This window comes from Yoonia sp. F2084L, from assembly GCF_023015625.1.
Lineage (GTDB): Bacteria > Pseudomonadota > Alphaproteobacteria > Rhodobacterales > Rhodobacteraceae > Yoonia.
This window is the reverse complement of the sequence record NZ_JALKAH010000001.1, coordinates 467,136-485,710: the sequence shown is the minus strand read 5'-3', so window position 1 is coordinate 485,710 and position 18,575 is coordinate 467,136. Positions and strand designations below refer to the sequence as shown.

The 18,575-nt window shown below is 56.7% G+C and carries 19 protein-coding genes; 10 read left to right on the top strand and 9 right to left on the bottom strand.

What is annotated here, in order from left to right; genetic code table 11:
- Window positions 1-43: 43 nt before the first annotated feature.
- The 6 genes from rseP to pyrH all read right to left on the bottom strand — a co-directional run bounded on the left by rseP (window position 44) and on the right by pyrH (window position 5,556).
- Window positions 44-1,378, bottom strand: coding sequence for an RIP metalloprotease RseP (rseP, locus tag MWU60_RS02380; RefSeq protein ID WP_247225444.1), 1,335 nt, complete (start codon window positions 1,376-1,378; stop codon window positions 44-46).
- Window positions 1,379-1,382: 4 nt separating this feature from the next.
- Window positions 1,383-2,552 carry a 1-deoxy-D-xylulose-5-phosphate reductoisomerase gene (gene dxr, locus MWU60_RS02375; RefSeq protein WP_247225443.1) on the bottom strand — a complete coding sequence of 390 codons (1,170 nt, stop codon included), beginning with the start codon at window positions 2,550-2,552 and terminating at the stop codon, window positions 1,383-1,385.
- Window positions 2,549-3,355 (bottom strand): phosphatidate cytidylyltransferase, encoded by an 807-nt coding sequence (locus MWU60_RS02370; RefSeq protein ID WP_247225442.1) that lies wholly within the window; start codon window positions 3,353-3,355, stop codon window positions 2,549-2,551. Before MWU60_RS02370 ends, dxr begins: the two co-directional genes overlap by 4 nt.
- 2 nt (window positions 3,356-3,357) lie before the next feature.
- On the bottom strand, window positions 3,358-4,083 hold the full coding sequence (gene uppS / locus MWU60_RS02365) for a polyprenyl diphosphate synthase (protein ID WP_247225441.1): 726 nt from the start codon (window positions 4,081-4,083) through the stop codon (window positions 3,358-3,360).
- 30 nt (window positions 4,084-4,113) lie between these two features.
- Window positions 4,114-4,677 carry a ribosome recycling factor gene (gene frr / locus MWU60_RS02360; protein WP_247225440.1) on the bottom strand — a complete coding sequence of 188 codons (564 nt, stop codon included), beginning with the start codon at window positions 4,675-4,677 and terminating at the stop codon, window positions 4,114-4,116.
- 153 nt (window positions 4,678-4,830) lie between these two features.
- The gene (gene pyrH, locus MWU60_RS02355; protein ID WP_247225439.1) at window positions 4,831-5,556 is read right to left on the bottom strand and encodes a UMP kinase; all 726 of its coding nucleotides are present in this window, start codon (window positions 5,554-5,556) and stop codon (window positions 4,831-4,833) included.
- 220 nt (window positions 5,557-5,776) lie between these two features.
- Here pyrH and MWU60_RS02350 point away from each other — a divergent pair, with 220 nt between their 5' ends.
- The 7 genes from MWU60_RS02350 (at window position 5,777) to MWU60_RS02320 (ending at window position 14,791) form a co-directional block, all read left to right on the top strand.
- Window positions 5,777-6,391, top strand: a complete 615-nt coding sequence (locus tag MWU60_RS02350; protein WP_247225438.1) for a hypothetical protein — start codon at window positions 5,777-5,779, stop codon at window positions 6,389-6,391.
- Between the two features lie 11 nt (window positions 6,392-6,402).
- Window positions 6,403-7,311: a tRNA (adenosine(37)-N6)-dimethylallyltransferase MiaA gene (miaA, locus tag MWU60_RS02345; RefSeq protein WP_247225437.1), complete on the top strand. Its 909-nt coding sequence runs from the start codon at window positions 6,403-6,405 to the stop codon at window positions 7,309-7,311.
- 54 nt (window positions 7,312-7,365) lie between these two features.
- Complete coding sequence (locus MWU60_RS02340; RefSeq protein ID WP_247225436.1) at window positions 7,366-8,181, top strand: AraC family transcriptional regulator; 816 nt, start codon at window positions 7,366-7,368, stop codon at window positions 8,179-8,181.
- A 237-nt stretch (window positions 8,182-8,418) separates the two neighbouring features.
- Window positions 8,419-10,077, top strand: a complete 1,659-nt coding sequence (locus MWU60_RS02335; RefSeq protein WP_247225435.1) for an ABC transporter substrate-binding protein — start codon at window positions 8,419-8,421, stop codon at window positions 10,075-10,077.
- A 133-nt stretch (window positions 10,078-10,210) separates the two neighbouring features.
- Window positions 10,211-11,257, top strand: coding sequence for an ABC transporter permease (locus MWU60_RS02330; protein WP_247225434.1), 1,047 nt, complete (start codon window positions 10,211-10,213; stop codon window positions 11,255-11,257).
- Between the two features lie 13 nt (window positions 11,258-11,270).
- Window positions 11,271-12,716: an ABC transporter permease gene (locus MWU60_RS02325; RefSeq protein WP_247225433.1), complete on the top strand. Its 1,446-nt coding sequence runs from the start codon at window positions 11,271-11,273 to the stop codon at window positions 12,714-12,716.
- 2 nt (window positions 12,717-12,718) lie between these two features.
- Window positions 12,719-14,791 (top strand): ABC transporter ATP-binding protein, encoded by a 2,073-nt coding sequence (locus tag MWU60_RS02320; protein ID WP_247225432.1) that lies wholly within the window; start codon window positions 12,719-12,721, stop codon window positions 14,789-14,791.
- A gap of 45 nt (window positions 14,792-14,836) precedes the next feature.
- Here MWU60_RS02320 and MWU60_RS02315 read toward each other — a convergent pair whose 3' ends face one another.
- Entirely contained in the window at window positions 14,837-15,448 is a 612-nt protein-coding gene (locus MWU60_RS02315; protein WP_247225431.1) for a lytic transglycosylase domain-containing protein, read from the bottom strand.
- A gap of 118 nt (window positions 15,449-15,566) precedes the next feature.
- On the opposite strand from MWU60_RS02315, the gene MWU60_RS02310 reads away from it, so the two are divergent.
- The 3 genes from MWU60_RS02310 to MWU60_RS02300 are packed head-to-tail and all read left to right on the top strand — an operon-like array spanning window position 15,567 to window position 16,844.
- The gene (locus MWU60_RS02310) at window positions 15,567-16,082 is read left to right on the top strand and encodes a single-stranded DNA-binding protein (protein ID WP_247225430.1); all 516 of its coding nucleotides are present in this window, start codon (window positions 15,567-15,569) and stop codon (window positions 16,080-16,082) included.
- 4 nt (window positions 16,083-16,086) lie between these two features.
- Window positions 16,087-16,410, top strand: a complete 324-nt coding sequence (locus MWU60_RS02305; RefSeq protein WP_247225429.1) for a hypothetical protein — start codon at window positions 16,087-16,089, stop codon at window positions 16,408-16,410.
- The gene (locus tag MWU60_RS02300; protein ID WP_247225428.1) at window positions 16,407-16,844 is read left to right on the top strand and encodes a GNAT family N-acetyltransferase; all 438 of its coding nucleotides are present in this window, start codon (window positions 16,407-16,409) and stop codon (window positions 16,842-16,844) included. Before MWU60_RS02305 ends, MWU60_RS02300 begins: the two co-directional genes overlap by 4 nt.
- On the opposite strand, the gene aroB is transcribed toward MWU60_RS02300, so the two are convergent.
- Together aroB and MWU60_RS02290 are read right to left on the bottom strand one after the other, a co-directional pair.
- Complete coding sequence (gene aroB / locus MWU60_RS02295; RefSeq protein ID WP_247225427.1) at window positions 16,841-17,953, bottom strand: 3-dehydroquinate synthase; 1,113 nt, start codon at window positions 17,951-17,953, stop codon at window positions 16,841-16,843. The genes MWU60_RS02300 and aroB overlap by 4 nt on opposite strands.
- Window positions 17,954-18,511 (bottom strand): shikimate kinase, encoded by a 558-nt coding sequence (locus MWU60_RS02290; protein ID WP_247225426.1) that lies wholly within the window; start codon window positions 18,509-18,511, stop codon window positions 17,954-17,956.
- Between the last annotated feature and the right edge of the window lie 64 nt (window positions 18,512-18,575).

Here is an 18,575-nt window from a genome sequence, read left to right as displayed (position 1 = left end):
AAACGACAAGCATGTCATTTTGGCATCTGGCGTGATCGTGTTCCTAGGGGCAGAGGATGGTGTCGTTCAGGATCGTAAACATCATCAGCGACAGGATCAGAGACAACCCCACAAACATAAAGACCTGTACGGCGCGGTCGCTTGGCTTGCGGCGTGAAACGGCCTCATAGGCATAAAAAACAAGGTGTCCGCCATCCAGCACCGGGATTGGGAAAAGATTGATCAGGCCCACGGCAGCCGACAGTGCACCGATGAACCAGATAAAGCTTTGCGCGCCTTGCTCTGCCATTGATCCACTGGTTTCAGCGATCCCAACAGGGCCAGACAGGTTGCAAGTCGAGATCTGGCCAAACAAAATATGTTGCATGGCCGATAGCGATGTCGTGACCGTATTCCAAAGACCTTCAGCGCCCAAACCCACAGCCTCAAACACGCCGACGCTTTCGGTTTTTTCATTAAAGAATATCGTGCCAGTGATCCCGATCAGCCAGCGGGTTTCAAAGCCACCCTCAGGCGTGGGCAGGTCCACGCGGCGCGGTGCAATGGTTTTTTCAAGCCTGCCGCCATCACGCCAAATGCTGAACTGCAGATCAGCACCATCCGCAGCCAAAACGATCTCTTGCACCTGTGAGAATGCGTAAATCGGTGTGCCATCAACCGCTGTGATCACGTCATTGATCTTGATATCAGCATCATCAGCAGCAGAGCGTGGGCTGACACTGAGAACAGAAGCAGGAAAGTAATATGGCCCCTCGACGTCTATCTGATCGCCATCGCGCAGCACGGTGTAGGTCAGCCGCTCTTGTACCGGCACCAGATCAGCGATCGATTCTGCCCGCTCTGGGTCGTTGAAGATGATACCTTCAACCGCAACCATAACGTCGTCTTCGCGCAGTTCGGTTGCGAAGCTTGGCGGCAGCGGGCGCAATTCGCCGAATGTCAGCGGATCAGCCGAACGACCCTGATACATGATCGAGCCTGCGAAAATCGCGATGGCAAGGATGAAGTTGAAAATTGGCCCCGCCGCAACAGTCGCCGTGCGCGCCCACAAAGGCGCGCCCAGCATCGTGCGGCGCATATCAACTTCGGCCACTTCGCCATCGCTGCCGACACTGGCCGCATTCGCGTCGCCCATGAACTTTACGTAGCCACCCAAAGGCAAAGCCGCGACCTGCCACTTGGTGCCGCGCTGATCCACCCGGCTGTAAATCACCGGCCCAAAGCCGAGCGAGAACACATCCGCATGGATGCCACACCAGCGCCCGACGATGTAATGCCCGTATTCGTGGATCGCGACGATGATGGATAACGCCACCACAAAGGCCACAATCATGAAGGCGAAGTTGCCGAACATCGGCACAAATTGCATCAGATCCAAAGTGTTATCCCAATTGGCTAAAGGTTTCGGCGGCATAGATACGCGCCAGCCGGTCTGTCTCTAATACATTATCTAGGGTAATCGCAGCGTTTTGCAGCCCAGTTTGTGATGACATTTTGTCCAACGTCGCGGAAACGACCCGCGACATATCCAAAAACCCGATGTCGCCCGCGATAAATCCGTCCAAGGCGCGTTCTTTCGCAGCATTGAAGACAGCCCCCGACAGCCCGCCCTCTTTCATCACGCGCTTGGCAATCCCAAGTGCGGGGTAGCGCGCATCATCAGGCGCTTCAAATGTCAGGCTGCCAATCTTGGCCAGATCAAGCCGTTCGACCGGCAGCGCCTTGCGTTCCGGCCAATGCAACGCATAGCCAATCGCGTGCCGCATATCAGGCGGACCCACATGCGCCATCAGTGCCCCATCGTTAAAGCCGACCATCGCGTGAATCAGACTTTCGCGATGCACCAGCACCTCAATCATATCGGGTGAGACGTTAAAAAACTCTTTGGTTTCAATAAGCTCCATCGCTTTATTGAACATCGACGCGCTATCAATCGTAATCCGCTGACCCATATCCCAATTCGGATGGCTGGACGCTTCGGCCAAAGTCGCGGTTGCCAACTTTTCAATTGGCCAATCACGGAATGCGCCACCGCTTGCGGTGATAATCACACGCTCAACCGCAGCCATATGTTCGCCCACCAGCGCCTGAAACACCGCAGAATGTTCGCTATCCACTGGCAGCACGGTCGCACCATGCGCTTTGGCACGGCCCAAAAGCAGTGGACCAGCAGTCACCAGCGACTCCTTGTTCGCAAGCGCCAACGTCGTGCCATGCGACAGCGCCTCAAGCCCCGGAACCAACCCAGCAGCCCCAACAATCGCCGATAACGCCCAATCCACCGGCCGCGCCGCCGCCTGTGCAATCGCATCAGGGCCAGCGGCGACCTCAATATCGGTATCGCTCAGCAAGTCTTTCAATTCACTGTAACATTCAGGATAACAGGTCACCGCCAGATCAGCGCGCAACCGCCGTGCATCTGCGGCCAGCTGCACCAGATTACGCCCGCCCGTCAGGGCAACAACATCGTAAGCATCCGCATCACGTGCAATCAGATCAAGCGCACTTTGCCCCACCGACCCTGTCGCGCCAAACACCGTGATCCGTCTCACCAAACGACCCCGGGCACATCGACAATATCGGCGACAACAATCAGGAACAGCGACGCACCCAACAGCGCATCAAAGCGATCAAACAGACCGCCATGCCCCGGGATCAGCGTGGAGCTATCCTTGACGCCCATCCGGCGCTTCAGTGCGCTTTCGGCAATATCACCCATCTGGCCCGCAAAGCTGAGCACCATTGAGATCACGATAAGCCAAACGCCCGCATTGGTGAAAAGCGTAAAGATAAACCCAACCAAAGCAGCGCCCAGCCAACCCGCAACGGTTCCGCTCCATGTTTTCTTGGGGCTGATCTTGGGCCAGAATTTCGGGCCGCCAAAGGACTTCCCAGCAAAATACCCGAAGATATCCGTGACGATCACGACCGACATCAGCCACAGCAGCCAGAAAAACCCGTAATCCATGCGGAAATGCACAAGACCCCAACCCGCCAGTTGAATGCCCAAAGCGAAGATGAAAAAGGTTTTGATTTCCGTTTTTAGCTGGGTGACACCGATCAGCGGGACCACCAAGAACAAAAGCAGGCCCCAAGGGTTATTCTCAACCAGTTGCCCCGACATAATCGAAGCCACCAAAGCGGCCAAAAGCATCCCTTTGGTCGGCTCTTTGGGGCGGATCATCATCCACAGTTCCCAAACCATGACGGCGGTGACAAACACCACCAGCATCTGGAACCAGACCCCGCCAAGGATCACACCAATCGCACCGACAAAAACCATCGCCGCACTGGAAATCAGGCGGACTGTCAGATCATCCCATTTGGCGGCAGGTGGTGGTGCGGGGGTGTTCATTATCAGGCTCGGACAGCTCCAAAGCGGCGGTCGCGCTGACCATAGCCGTCCAGGACCTTCGCAAATTCCGCAGCACTGAAGTCAGGCCACAGTGTGTCCAGGAATTCATATTCGGCATAGGCCGATTGCCAGAGCAGAAAATTGGAAATGCGCGCCTCACCACTGGTGCGGATCACCAGATCCGGGTCGGGCAGCACATGAGTATCGAGAAAACGCGCAAGCGTTTCCGCATCCACATCTTTGTGGGTCAAACGACCCTGCTCTACCTCAAATGCCAGACGCTTGGCTGCGCGCGTCACCTCATCCCGACCACCGTAGTTCAGCGCGACTGTCAGATGCACACGATCATTGTCTGCCGTGCGCAACTCCAACTCATCCATCAAAGACACCAGCTTATCGTCAAGGCGTACGCGGTCGCCAATGAACCGTACGCAAACGCCGCTTTCAAAAAGCTCTTTGGCTTCACGCTCAAGATATCTGCGAAACAGCGTCATCAGACCGGCAACCTCGGTCTGGGTCCGTTTCCAGTTTTCAGTCGAGAAAGCAAAGATCGTCAGGTATTTCACACCCAGATCAGGACAAGCCGCCACGATTTCACGAACCCGGCGCGCGCCCGCATGATGACCAAAAAGCCGCGGGCGACCACGTTTCTGGGCCCAACGGCCATTGCCATCCATGATAATCGCGACATGGGCGGGGGCAGTCTTGGCGTTTGCATCCTTGGGCATGGTGGCCCCCTTTTGGTTCGCGGTTCGGGATTAAACCTGCATGATCTCGGCTTGTTTCGTCTCGACAGTTTCATCAACGATTTTGATATGCGCGTCTGTGACTTCTTGCACAGCAGCTTCCCAGAACTTCTGGTCGTCCTCAGACAACCCATCTGCTTTGGCCTTCTTGATCTGGTCCATACCATCGCGGCGCAAGTTGCGAATTGAAACCCGTGCGCTTTCGCCGTATTGGCCAGCAACTTTGGTTAGCTCGCGGCGGCGCTCTTCATTCAGCTCTGGGATGGGCAACATGATAATCGTACCGTTGAGTTGAGGATTGATCCCCAAACCACTCTCACGAATGGCTTTTTCAACCTTGCCGACCAAGCCTTTATCCCAAACATTGATGGTTACCATCCGCGGTTCCGGCACATTGACAGTGCCGACCTGATTGATCGGAGTCATGGAACCATAAGCATCGACCATGACCGGTTCCAGCATAGAGCCGGACGCACGGCCTGTGCGCAAAGACGCAAGTTCAACACGCAGGTTTGCAACAGCGCCTTCCATACGGCGGGTCAGATCATCGGTATCAAGTTCAAAATCGTCAGACATATCTTGCGGTGCTCTTCCTCGTCGGGCTTTGCCCGGGTTTTCATCGTTTTATGCCAAAGGGATGGAGTTGTATAGTCAGGCAAATCTGACCATTTTGTGCAGTTAAAGCGCAGACCTTTGACCGACCAGTCAAGTGCGGTGTCGGCACCCGGCCTAATCTTTCACGATGGTGTAGGTGCCCTCACCGGCCAGAATACCCTTGAAACCACCCGGTTCATCCAAAGAAAACACGATAATCGGCAGGTCATTGTCGCGCGCCAAAGCAATGGCGCTGGCATCCATCACCCCCAGATGCTTTTGCAGCACTTCGTCATAAGACACCTGTTCATAGCGCACCGCATCATCGTGTTTTGCGGGGTCTTTATCGTAGACACCATCAACCTTGGTGCCTTTAAAGATCGCCTCGCAGTTCATTTCACTGGCGCGCAATGTCGCGGCCGTATCGGTGGTGAAATATGGATTGCCCGTTCCGGCGGCAAAAATGCAAACCCGCTTCTTCTCTAGGTGGCGGACGGCGCGGCGGCGAATGTAGGGCTCGGCCACCTCGTTCATTGTGATGGCTGAAATGACGCGGGTGTGAATACCCAGTTCCTCCAAGGCAGACTGCATCGCCAGCGCGTTCATCACCGTGGCCAGCATCCCCATATAGTCAGCGGTTGTCCGCTCCATGCCCTGCGCCGAGCCTTGCAACCCGCGAAAGATGTTGCCGCCGCCGATGACCATGCAAATCTCGACACCCAGATCATGCACGGACTTCACTTCGCGTGCGACGCGCTGCACCGTTGGGGGATGCAGACCGAATGAAGTATCGCCCATCAGCGCCTCACCCGAGATCTTAAGCATCACACGTTTATATGCCGTTTTTCCCGTATCGCTCATGGCGTATCCCACCTTCTGTCTGATTTCCGCGCAAAATGTCGGAAAACGGGCATAGGTTCAATGGCACAGTCGCGACAAAACGCCGATCGCGACGTTGACCCATCAACGCGATGCGACTTATGGTGCCCGCAGTGACCAGTGCCAGAGTTTTTCTCACGCTTTATCAGACCTTTGGCCGGGCACAGCACGTCAGGGTCGCACCTGCAAGAAGGACAAAAAAATGAACGTAGCAGTCACAAAAATCGCCCTTGGTCTTGGCGTCATCGGCCTTGCCGCATGCGAAGAAGTATCCGAGCCTTTCGCGTTCGATCCCACCTTTGCCACTTTCGCCGATATTAACAGCGCGTTTTCGGCGCAAACGGCGGCATTGGTGAATACGGACGGCGCTTTGGTCAATGCAGGCAACATTTCCACCGCAACAGACTTCGGTGCCACCGCAACAGGCAGTGTCGCCTACAAAGGTGCGATCATCGCCTCACAGACCGGCACCACCGATCGCATGATTGGCCAATTACAGCTGGATGTGGCCTTTGATACCAATACCGTATCCGGCACCGCCGGTAATTTCATCCACAGCACAGATGGCGACTATGTCGGCACCTTGACCGGCAATGGTGTGATCGACCGCAATGTGACAGGCGGCGATAACCATTTTGACATGGCAATGACCGGAGCCCTATCAAATGGCGGCAATTCCTTTGCCGCGAATGTGGCGTTGGAGGGTAATTTTCTCAACGGTACAGATACGATTGAGGCGATCGCAGGCGACGCCGACCTCAGCCTTGGCGACGGAGCACCCGAATATAACGAAGGTGGCTTTGCTGTCTTGCGCTAATCGCGCATCCGATGCCGCGCGTCATCATCACGCCGCAAACGCCTGTCCTGATTGCGGGTCCAACCGCATCGGGCAAATCCGCGCTGGCGCTACAGATCGCCCGGTCGCAAGGCGGTGTGATCGTGAATGCAGATGCGCTGCAAGTGTTTGACGGCTGGCGCATTCTGACCGCGCGGCCTGATAGTGACGACTTGGCAAAGGCGCCCCACGCACTTTATGGCCACGTGCCTTTTGACGCATTTTATTCCGTCGGGCATTGGTTGCGCGAGGTGAAACCGTTCCTGTCGGGCGATGAACGACCAATCATTGTCGGTGGTACGGGGCTTTACTTCAACGCGCTCACACAGGGGTTGGCAGAGATACCGCCGACACCGCCTGCCATGCGCGATTACGCAAATGAGATGTCGCTAGACCAACTGCGAGCAGAACTCGATGCCGCGACGGCGGCACGTATCGACATGCAAAACCGGATGCGGGTACAGCGCGCATGGGAGGTTTTGCAAAGCACAGGCAAGTCGCTGGCAGCCTGGCAAGACGAGACACCGCCCCCGTTGCTGCCTACAGACGCCGCCATTTGCATCACGCTCGATGCACCAAAGGACTGGTTGAATGATCGGATTGCCCGCCGGTTTGACATGATGCTGGAGCATGGGGCGTTGGGTGAGGCGCGCGCCATGCTTCCTGCCTGGAACCCGGATCATCTATCCTCAAAGGCGATCGGAGCGCCCGAGCTGATCGCGCACTTGCGGGGTGAGCTGACCTTGCCCCAGGCACGCGAAGCCGCTATCACTGCCTCGCGCCAATACGCCAAACGTCAGCGCACGTGGTTCCGCGCACGGCATAAAACATGGCATCATATTGCCGCCGACAGCCCTGACTTATCTGCAACACTGCGCTTTGCGAATCATCCAGTGGATTGATGTCAAAGGCAATTCTGCGCAGACTTGTCAAAAATCAACATTGAGGCAAAGTTGATGAGCATGATGACACCTGTCCCTCCGGCGCTTGCGCTGGCCACAATTAGCTATGCTGGACCCGCATCGCGATGGCGGACCGAGGCGATGCGCAGCCATGCGCACGGACGCCTGATCCACATCACCAAAGGTCAAGGGCGGGTGACCGTTGCCGGGCTGACGAACGGCTATGGGCCCAACAATCTGATCTACGTACCACCCCACACGATGTACGGCATCGAAGTTGGGCCAACGGTATTTGGCCAGATGCTTACCCTGCCTGACGCGGACGGTTGGCCTGATTCACCGTTTCACCTGCGGCTGTTGGATGTGGTGCCGCAAAAAGAGCTGGTCACGCTGATCGAAGCGATTGAAAAAGAGCTTCAACCCCAAGGCGACCTGCGCGCGGCGAATTGTCACCTCGGGCTACTGACGATCTTTGTTGAGCGGCAATTGCGCCAACGCGACCCGGCCACAGTTGACGCACGTCGCAACAGCGCCGCGGCCAAGCTGATCGCGCGCTATACCACGATGATCGCACAGGACTTTCAATCTGATCGCAGCGTGGCCAGTTATGCGGCCGCTTTGGGGGTAACACCAACGCATCTGACGCGGAGTTGCCGCAAAACCTGTAACCGTTCTGCCCTGTCTTTACTGAACGATCGCATCCACTTTGAGGCATGCGTCCTGCTGCGCGATACCGCCAAGCCCATTCAAGAGATTGCGCAAACGCTGGGGTTTCAATCACCTGCCTATTTCACGCGCAGTTTTCAGGAAAAAGCAGGGCAAACCCCATCCGAATTTCGGCGTGCAAAAGGCGGTACTGCCCGAATATAGCGACATCGCAATGCCGCGACGCAGCATCAAAGCGGTTTGAACGCATATCCCGAAATGTCGTTTTTGTGCAGGTTACCTGTCGTAATTGTTACATGATTTCCCAAAGGTCCGGTTGACCTGTGATGAAAAATTGTGCCGAATGGCGTTCGGGCGGGATACTGTATAGACGAGTGATGGACGATCATGCGTCAGTTCGGTTTCCCGGCAAGAATAATAATGTGTCACAGGGAGAAACGAATGACGCACTCACAAAAATCAATCCATCCAGCGGCGTTGATGTACGCAGAGGAAGAAAAGGCCGGCAAAATTGATCGCCGCGAATTCCTCGCACGCACAACCGCGCTTGGTGTGACAGCGACCGCAGCCTACGGGCTGATCGGTGCCGCTGCCCCCGCGCAAGCCGCCGGGCACGCACAGCAAGGCGGTACGGTCCGCATGCAAATGGAAGTGCGCGCGCTGAAAGATCCGCGCACATACGACTGGACGCAGATCGCCTATTTCTCACACGGCTGGCTGGAATACCTTGTTGAATACAACAACGACGGTTCCTTTGCGCCAATGTTGCTCAGCAGCTGGGAAGTGAACGACGACGCAACCGTTTACACGTTGAACGTCCGTCCGGGTGTGAAATGGAACGACGGCAGCGACTTTACCGCCGCAGATGTTGCTCGCAATATCGAAGGCTGGTGCGACAAGAACTTTGAAGGCAACTCAATGGCCGGCCGTTTTGCGATCTTGGTCGACGAAGCCACAGGCACAGCCGTTGAAGGCGGTATCGAGGTTGTTGACGACCTGACAGTGCGCCTGAACCTGCCGGGTTCAGATATCTCGCTGATCGCGGGTATGGCGGATTATCCTGCCGCAATCGTACCTGCTGACTTTGATGCCGAAAACATGGTCGGCAACCCTGTCGGCACCGGTCCTTACCTGCCAGAAAGCCTTGAAGTGGGTGTCAAAGGCGTGCTGGTCCGCAACGAAGGTTTTGAGTGGTGGGGCTATGCCGAAGGCAAAGGCGCATTCCTCGACCGCATCGAATACATCGACTACGGCACAGACCCATCCGCATGGGTTGCTGCGGCCGCCGCTGACGAAGTGGATATGTTCTACGAAACTGTCGGCGACTTTGTCGAAATCGTCGAAGGCATCGGCTGGGAACGCTCTGAAGTCGCATCGGGTGCAACCATTGCGATCCGTCCAAACCAGTTGGCCGAAGTGGATGGCATCACACCATATGCAGACAAGCGCGTCCGTCAGGCGATTGCCATGGCCGTTGATAACGCGGTCTGCCTTGAGTTGGGCTATTCCAACCTTGGTGCCGTTGCGCGCAACCAGCACGTTGGCCCAATGCACCCTGCATGGGCGGACGTTCCCGGTATGCCATACGACCCAGAAGGCGCACTTGCCCTGCTAACAGAAGCAGGCATGCAGGACTTTGAGATGGAAATCGTGTCCATCGACGATGACTGGCGTAAGAACACAACTGATGCTGTCGCAGCCCAGTTGCGTGATGCTGGCTTCAACGTGAAGCGGACAATCATTCCGGGCTCGACCTTCTGGAACGACTGGACGAAGTATCCGTTCTCTTCCACCAACTGGAACCACCGTCCTCTGGACACCCAGATCCTTGGTCTGGCTTATCGTTCCGGCGAAGCATGGAACGAAAGCGGCTTTGCAAATGCCGAGTTTGATGCACTTCTGGCCGAAGCCAACTCAATCGCGGATGCAGATGCACGCCGCGAAGTGATGGCCAAGCTGCAGGCGATCATGACCGACGAAGGTGTGACGATCCAGCCCTACTGGCGTTCGCTTTACCGTCACTCCAAGCCTGGCATCGTCGGTTGGGATATGAATATCGCATACCTGCCGCAGATGTATAAGGTGGCATTCGCAGCCTAAACCGATCAGGGCCGTCCCACCGCTGGGGCGGCCCTTTTTCGATCACATGTGGACCACCGGCAAATCGGGGCCACAATTTACGTCAAGTCGGGCAAAGTCCTGACGCTGCTCACCAACAGGGGCTCATACCTTTATGGGATTGTTTATTCTGCGCCGCCTTGGGGTCATGCTCCTCACGGCACTCTGCCTGACATTCATTGTGTTCTGGCTGACGAACCTTGCACCGAACCTTGAAAAACTTGCCAAAACCCAAGGCAACGCCCGCATGTCGGACGACGCTGTGGTCAGCTGGCTTGACAACCGAGGTTACAGCCAAGCCTTGCCAGTGAAATACGGCCAATGGTTAGGGGTTTTACCCGGTTACGTCATTGAAGGCTCTGACGGAGAGACGCGCGCAAGATGCGCCGGACCCGGTGTCGCAGTTGAGGATGCCTCGACCTTCTGCGGCATCCTGCAAGGCGACTGGGGCTATTCGACAGTATTTAAGGATGAGGTCGGCACCATTGTCGCCACCCGCCTTGGCCTGACCGGCAAATTGATGTTCTGGGTGATGGTGGTCATGGTCCCCGGCGCGCTGATCCTTGGCGTCCTGGCCGGCATGCGTGAAGGATCACGCACAGACCGCAGCCTTTCCACAGTGTCCATCGTGTCCACGGCGACGCCTGAATATGTATCCGGTGTTGTCTTCATCTCGGTCTTTGCGACCGCGACCTTTGGGATGCAATGGTTCAAAGGCACCGCCACCAGCGCGATGGAAGATGCGACGTTTGAAAACTTCTTCCTGCCTGTCATTACCATTGCACTTTATGGCATGGGCTATATTGCGCGGATGACGCGGGCGTCGATGACCGAGGTCATGACAGCCCAATACATCCGCACTGCCCGGCTCAAGGGTGTCAGCTTTCCCAAGATCGTCCTCAAACACGCCCTGCGCAACGCACTGATCGCCCCTTTCACGGTGATCATGCTGCAATTCCCCTGGCTGCTGAACGGCGTCGTCATCGTCGAGACCTTGTTTAACTACAAGGGCTTTGGCTGGGTGCTGGTGCAGGCCGCTGGCAATAACGACATCGAGCTGTTGCTGGGTGTTTCCATCGTTTCCGTCTTCGTGGTCCTGATCACACAGCTGATATCCGACATCGGCTATGTGTTCCTGAACCCACGCATTCGCATTTCATAAAGGAGGACAGGACATGGAAGCTCTCACATGGACAGGCAGCCTCGGCACCATCCTCAACCCTGCGCTTATGGTTCTGCTGGCGTTACTGGCCGTAGCGATCGTCGCGCAACTCATTCTGGGGTTCTTTGCCCCGGCACAAACGCTGCAATCCAATCCTGACGGCACGATAGCGGCAACCACTGGCCCTTTGGGGCTGGCTGAAACCGGCGTGAAATACGCTTTTCTTGGCGTGCTGGCGATTGTGGTCGCCTATATCGTCGTGCCACAGGTCATGCCTTATGGATCAGCCGGGATCGTCGGCGAAGTGTCCAAACGGTTCCTGCCGGTTTGGGTGTCACTCATCGCGCTTTTCACCCTTTCAATCGTCTATAAGCGCAAGCTGGGCCTCTACGGAAAACTCTTTGACAGCACAGTCGGCATGATCGGCTTTGGTCTGGTGATGTTCTGGGTGTTCACAGCACTTTTTGTCGGCATGTTCGACATGATCGCGACCCATGATTACCTGTCTCAGGTGTCCGGCCTCAAGAACAAGGGCCCCGGTGTCCCTGTTCCAGAAGGCACCACGGGCGCGATTCCGCACTACCTGCTGGGTGGCGACAACCTTGCGCGGGATATCTTTAGCCGCGTGGTCCAAGGGTCTGTCTTTGTCATCGCCATTGCGCCACTGGCCACGATCTTTGCGTTTATGGTCGGGATCACGCTGGGCCTGCCTGCGGGTTTCTACGGCGGCAAATTGGATACGTTCCTGTCGTTCGTTGCCAACCTGATCCTGGCTTTCCCCGTGATCTTACTGTTCTACCTGCTGGTCACGCCAGAGATCGTCGAAACAGGTATCCCATCCTATATGGCCGCGTTCCTGTTCATCTTCCCGCTGATTTTTTTTGGCGTGCTGCTGAACTCGCGCTACTACACGCAACCGGCGAAACGGAATGCTATTCTGATCCCGGTCCTGGGTATCTTGGGTTGGCTTTATCTGTCGGTCATCAACCAAAAAGGCACAGTGATCGACTTCCTACCTGCATGGATGGACCTCTTTGATATCTCGATCCTTGTGGTCTTTGTCTCGGTGGTCTTCGTGAATGCACCCACCGTGTTCCGTATCGTCCGAGGCCTGACGCTGGACCTGCGCACGCGCGACTATGTCGCCGCCGCGCAAACCCGTGGGGAAGGTGCCTGGTACATCATGCTGTGGGAAATCCTGCCGAACGCACGCGGTCCGCTAATCGTCGATTTCTGCCTGCGGATCGGTTACACCACCATCCTTTTGGGTACCTTGGGCTTCTTCGGCTTGGGTCTTTCGTCTGAAAGCCCTGACTGGGGATCGACCATCAATGAGGGCCGTAAGCTTTTGTTGATTTTTGCACACCCTGCCCTGCCACCGGCGGCTGCACTCTTGAGCCTTGTCTTGGGCCTCAACCTGCTGGCCGACGGTCTGCGTGAAGAAAGCTTGAAGGACTAATCATGACTGATCAACCAATCCTTGAGATCGACAAGCTTTCGATTTCCTTCTTCACCCGCCTGCGTGAAATCCCTGCGGTGATGGATTTTTCAGCCACCGTCATGCCCGGTGAGGCGCTTGGCCTTGTGGGCGAATCCGGTTGCGGCAAATCCACCGTCGCTTTGGGGGTCATGCAAGATCTTGGCGTGAACGGGCGCATCGTCGGCGGCTCGATCAAGTTTAAAGGCCGTGAACTCAATGAAATGAGTCCAGAGGAACTGCGTGACATTCGCGGCTCTGAAATCGCGATGATCTACCAGGAACCTATGGCGTCCCTGAACCCGGCCATGAAAATCGGTAAACAGCTAATGGAAGTGCCGATGATCCACGAAGGCGTGGGCGAGAAAGAGGCCTACGCCCGCGCGCTGGAAGTCGTCACAGACGTAAAGCTGCCCGACCCGGAACGGATGCTGCAAAGCTATCCGCATCAGCTATCGGGTGGTCAGCAGCAGCGGATCGTCATCGCGATGGCGCTGATGTCGAAACCGTCCTTGCTCATCCTTGATGAACCGACAACTGCGCTTGACGTGACGGTGGAGGCCGCGGTTGTGGAACTGGTCAAGGACCTTGGCAAGAAATACGGCACCTCCATGCTGTTCATCAGCCACAACCTTGGGCTTGTGCTGGAAACCTGCGACCGCATTTGCGTGATGTATTCGGGCGAAGCGGTGGAACGCGGCAGCATCGAAGACGTCTTTGACGAAATGCAGCACCCCTACACACAGGCGCTGTTCCGTTCGATCCCCCTGCCCGGCGCAGACAAGAACGCGCGGCCCCTGATTGCTATTCCGGGCAACTTTCCCTTGCCGCATGAACGGCCCAATGGCTGCAACTTCGGCCCGCGCTGCGATTATTTCGAGGCCGGGCGCTGTGATGCAGGTTTCATCCCGATGGAACCCGTCCCCGGCAATGACCGCCACCAGTCGCGCTGCCTGAAATTCAAGGAAATTGACTGGCAGGCCCCTATTGACGTAGGCCCGCAAACCGAAAAGCCCGAACCGGGGCAAGTTGTCCTGAAAATGGACAACCTCAAGAAATACTATGAGGTTGCAGCAAACGCACTCTTCGGCGGTGGCGACAAGAAGGTCGTGAAAGCCAATGAAACCCTCAGCTTTGAAGCACGTGAAAGCGAAACGCTGGCGATAGTGGGCGAATCCGGCTGCGGCAAATCCACGTTTGCCAAGGTGCTGATGGGGCTGGAAACAGCGACCGAAGGAGAAATCCTGCTCGACAATAAATCCATTGGCAACATCCCGATCGAAAAGCGCGACACCAAGACGATCGCGGATATCCAGATGGTGTTTCAGAACCCCTTTGATACACTCAATCCATCCATGACGGTCGGGCGCCAAATCATGCGTGCGCTGGAAATCTTTGGCATCGGCAACAATGATGCAGAGCGACGCGAGCGGATGCTCAACCTGCTTGATCTGGTGAAACTACCCCGCGCCTTCGCCGACCGAATGCCGCGCCAACTCTCAGGTGGTCAAAAGCAACGCGTCGGTATTGCCCGGGCCTTTGCAGGTGATGCGCGGATTGTTGTGGCGGATGAACCGGTCTCGGCGCTTGATGTGTCAGTGCAGGCTGCGGTCACCGATCTGCTGATGGAAATTCAGCGTGAGCATAAGACGACACTGCTGTTCATCAGCCATGATCTGTCTATCGTGCGCTATCTGTCGGACCGCGTGATGGTCATGTATCTGGGTCATGTGGTCGAATTGGGTAGCACCGATCAGGTGTTCTCGCCCCCCTATCACCCGTACACAGAGGCGCTGCTGTCAGCCGTGCCAATCGCCGACACCCGCGTTAAGAAAAAGCACATCGTGCTGGAAGGTGACATCCCATCCGCGATGAACCCGCCCAGCGGTTGTCCGTTCCAGACACGGTGCAACTGGAAATCAAAGGTCGCAGGCGGGCTTTGCGAAAAGGAAGTCCCACCGGTCCGGATGCTGGCCGAGGGTCACCAGATCAAATGCCACCTCAGCGATGCAGACCTCGCTGATATGGAACCTGTGATCCAGATTGCGGCAGAATAGGCTTCAGACCTGCGCCGGAGGCTGCAAAGCCTTCGGCAAGGGCCACTATTGCCCCCAAATCACCTGCACGTAATTCTGGGTTTCGGCAAACGGCGGCACACCGCCATGGCGCGTTACAGCCCCCGGCCCCGCGTTATAGGCTGCCAGCGCTAAAGGCCATGATCCAAACGTCTCGAACTGTGCACGCAAATACCGCGCGCCGCCTTCCAGATTCTGCACAGGATCCAGTGGATCAACCCCCAACGCCTGCGCCGTGGCAGGCATCAACTGTGCCAGTCCCAGCGCGCCCTTCACGGACCGTGCCGTGGCGTTCCAGCCGCTTTCCTGCTCAACCAATCGTAGGAACAACCCCACCGGGACACCATGTTTGGTCGCCGCCGATTGGGCCAAGCGCATGTAGGGTCCGGTGTAACCCCCGGCATACGTCGGCGCGATCGCGAACCCCTCAGCGCGTGGTGGCAGCAACCGAACAGAATTTTCATATTGCTCAGCCGCGCGGCCATCCAAAACAGAGGTTTGGCTTTGCAGCAGCCCGGATCGTGACATCGTTGAAACCTGTTCTTGCGCGACAGAAGGCGGCGCTGAAAGCACCGTGGTCAGGCAAATTATGAGGATCAGTCGGGTCACAAGAGCAGCTTTCGCATTTCGATCCCGCATACTTAGTCCTTTTGTGGCCAACGGCCAAGCTAAACCCCTAGAAACCTGCCGTTAACCTTGTTACGCCATGTGTCGGGTGCCGCAGAAGCGGCAAAGCAGAATCGTCGGAGGTGCCAGTATGGCCGGATCAGTGAACAAAGTTATCCTTATCGGTAATCTGGGGGCTGACCCCGAAGTGCGGACGTTCCAGAACGGCGGCAAGGTTGCCAATCTGCGCATCGCGACCTCTGAAAACTGGAAAGACAAAAACACCGGTGAGCGGCGCGAAAAAACTGAATGGCACACTGTTGCGATCTTTCAGGAAGGTCTTGTGCGTATCGCTGAGCAGTATCTAAAAAAAGGCTCCAAGGTTTATATCGAAGGCAAGCTGCAAACTCGCAAATGGCAGGATCAGTCCGGTCAGGATCGTTATTCGACCGAAGTTGTGCTGAACGGCTACGACGGCACGCTAACAATGCTTGATGGCCGCAGCGACGGCGGTGGCGGTGGTGGCGGCGGCGGTAATTACGGCGGCGGATCATCCAGCGGCGGATACGGTGGCGGCTCATCCGATGGTTATGGCGGCGGTGGCAGCGGCGGTGCTCCATCTGGCGGCGGTGGCGGCAGCGACATGGACGACGAAATCCCGTTCTAAAAACATGCAATTCGCGCCCGAAGTTCAGATTTTGATCCTTGTCGGCGTCATTCTGGGGGTCGCCTATCTTGGCATTTTTCCCAGCATGGAACAAAAGACGCTCAACCGCATGATGGCGGTTGATATGATTCTGTCGACGATTGCGTTAACCGTTGCAGGCGCGCTGTTCTGGGGGTCCGACATCCGCTTTAATCTACTGTTGTTCGACACGAACTGGTTCATTTTTACCATCGTGTCCTTTGCGCTGATCGAAGTCCCATTGTTCCTGCAATTTGCCAAAGTGCATGGCATAAAACTGAACGGCGATGACAGCGACGGGCCGGCGTGACAGATGACATCGAGCTGCGCCCTTTGGGACAGACCGATGCGTCGGCGGCACTAGCGCTTTATAATGCGCTGACCTTCGGCCCGAAATCGCATGACGCGGAAGCGTTCCGTACGGTGCTGCGGCATCCGGGCACAACGATCTACGGCGCTTTTGAGGGTACAGGACTGGTCGCGATGCTGACGTTGCATCTGTTGCCGAATGTTACTTGGGATGCACGGCCTTACGGATTGGTCGAAAACGTCGTTACAACTGCCACCCATCGCAAGCGCGGTATCGGCAAGAAGTTGATGCAATATGCCATCGCCCAAGCTTGGGCGGCAGATGCGTTCAAGATCATGCTGATGACCGGCAACAAGCGGGGTGCGGCGGGTTTCTATGAAGCGGTCGGGTTTCGCGCCGAAGACAAAACTGCAATGGTGATCAGACGGCCCTAAGACCTGCGCAGTGCATCTTCCAGTACGCCCAGCACGGTATCACGCGGCACGTCAGACGTAATAAACGCATCGCCAATCCTGCGCGCCAGTATGAACCGCAACTTTCCATCCAGCACCTTTTTATCCTGCGCCATCAACTCAATCAGCCCGGCGGCATCGGGCAAATCGCCCGGAATATCGCGGATATCGATCTTCATGCCCATATCGCGCAGATGCGCGCGCACGCGGCTTGGGTCTTCTTGGCTACACAGCCCCATGCGGGCCGAGAGTTCAAACGCCAGCGCACAGCCAATCGCGACGCCCTCGCCATGCAACAGCCGGTCGGAATACCCGGTTGCGGCCTCCAGCGCGTGACAAAACGTATGGCCAAGGTTCAAAAGCGCGCGATCCCCCTGCTCGGTCTCATCGCGCTGCACGATGTCGGCTTTCATCTGACAGGACCGGGTCACAGCACGCACGCGGGCATCCATATCGCCCGCTGCCAGTGCTGGCCCTTCAGCTTCCAACCAGTCGAAGAACGCGGCGTCGCCCAGCAACCCATATTTTACAACCTCGCCATAGCCCGTCAGAAAATCACGCGCGGTCAGCGTGCCCAGCAAAGCTGTATCGGCCAGAACCAGGCTTGGCTGATGAAACGCGCCAATCAGGTTCTTACCGCTCGGTGAATTGATCCCGGTCTTGCCCCCAACAGAGCTATCGACCTGCGCGAGAAGCGAGGTTGGAATTTGCACAAAGCGCACGCCACGCCGCAAGATCGCTGCCGCAAAGCCTGCCAAATCACCAATGACACCACCACCAAAGGCCACAACCACATCACCGCGTTCGACTTTCTGGGACAGCAACCACTCAACCGATCGCTCTAGCTGCGCCCAGGATTTCGTGGCTTCACCGGGCGGCAATGCCAACGCCTCGGATGTAAGCCCGGCGTCCGACAAAACCGCCTGTAGCTGTCCCAAATGCAGGTGCGCGACGTTCTCATCCGTCAAGATACACACATGACGGCGTCCATCCATCGCCGCGATCTGCGCGCCCGCCTGATCCAAAACCCCCGGTCCGATCAGGATGTCATAGGCGCGCCCCGGCAGATCAACGTGAACTTTTGCGGTCATCTACATGGTCTCCAGAATATCAGGGCGGCTTGCCAACGCAGCACGTGCCGATTGCATGGTTTGTTCGATGCTGGCGTTGTGCTTCACGGTAATCTTCAGCCCGGCAAGGCTGTAGATCGGGGTGCGTTCATTATAGATCGCCGTCAGTGTCGCCTTGGGGTCAGCCGTGCGCAGCAAGGGCCGCGTGTCTTTATGGCGCACGCGATCCCACAGGATATCAAGGTCTGCATCCAGCCAAACGGCCACACCCATTTGGGCAATCGCATCGCGGTTATCTGCCGACAAGAACGCCCCACCCCCGGTGGACACAATTCCGGGTGGACCGGACAACAGCCTGCGCAACACCTCAGCCTCGCGTTTGCGAAAAAACGCCTCGCCGTCGCGTTCGAAAATCTCGGCAATCGTGGCGGCGGCGGCCTCTTCAATGGCCGCATCACTGTCAACGAAAGGAACATCCAGCGCCGTGGCCAAGGCCCGCCCAATCGCGGTCTTGCCCGAGCCCATCATACCCACCAGCACAACGGTCCGTTTCAACTGATATTGCTGCCCGTCGGCCATGCAAAGTCGCCTTTTATCTCGGCCAAGCTGTGCCGAACGTAAAAATTAATGAATGAATGCCGTG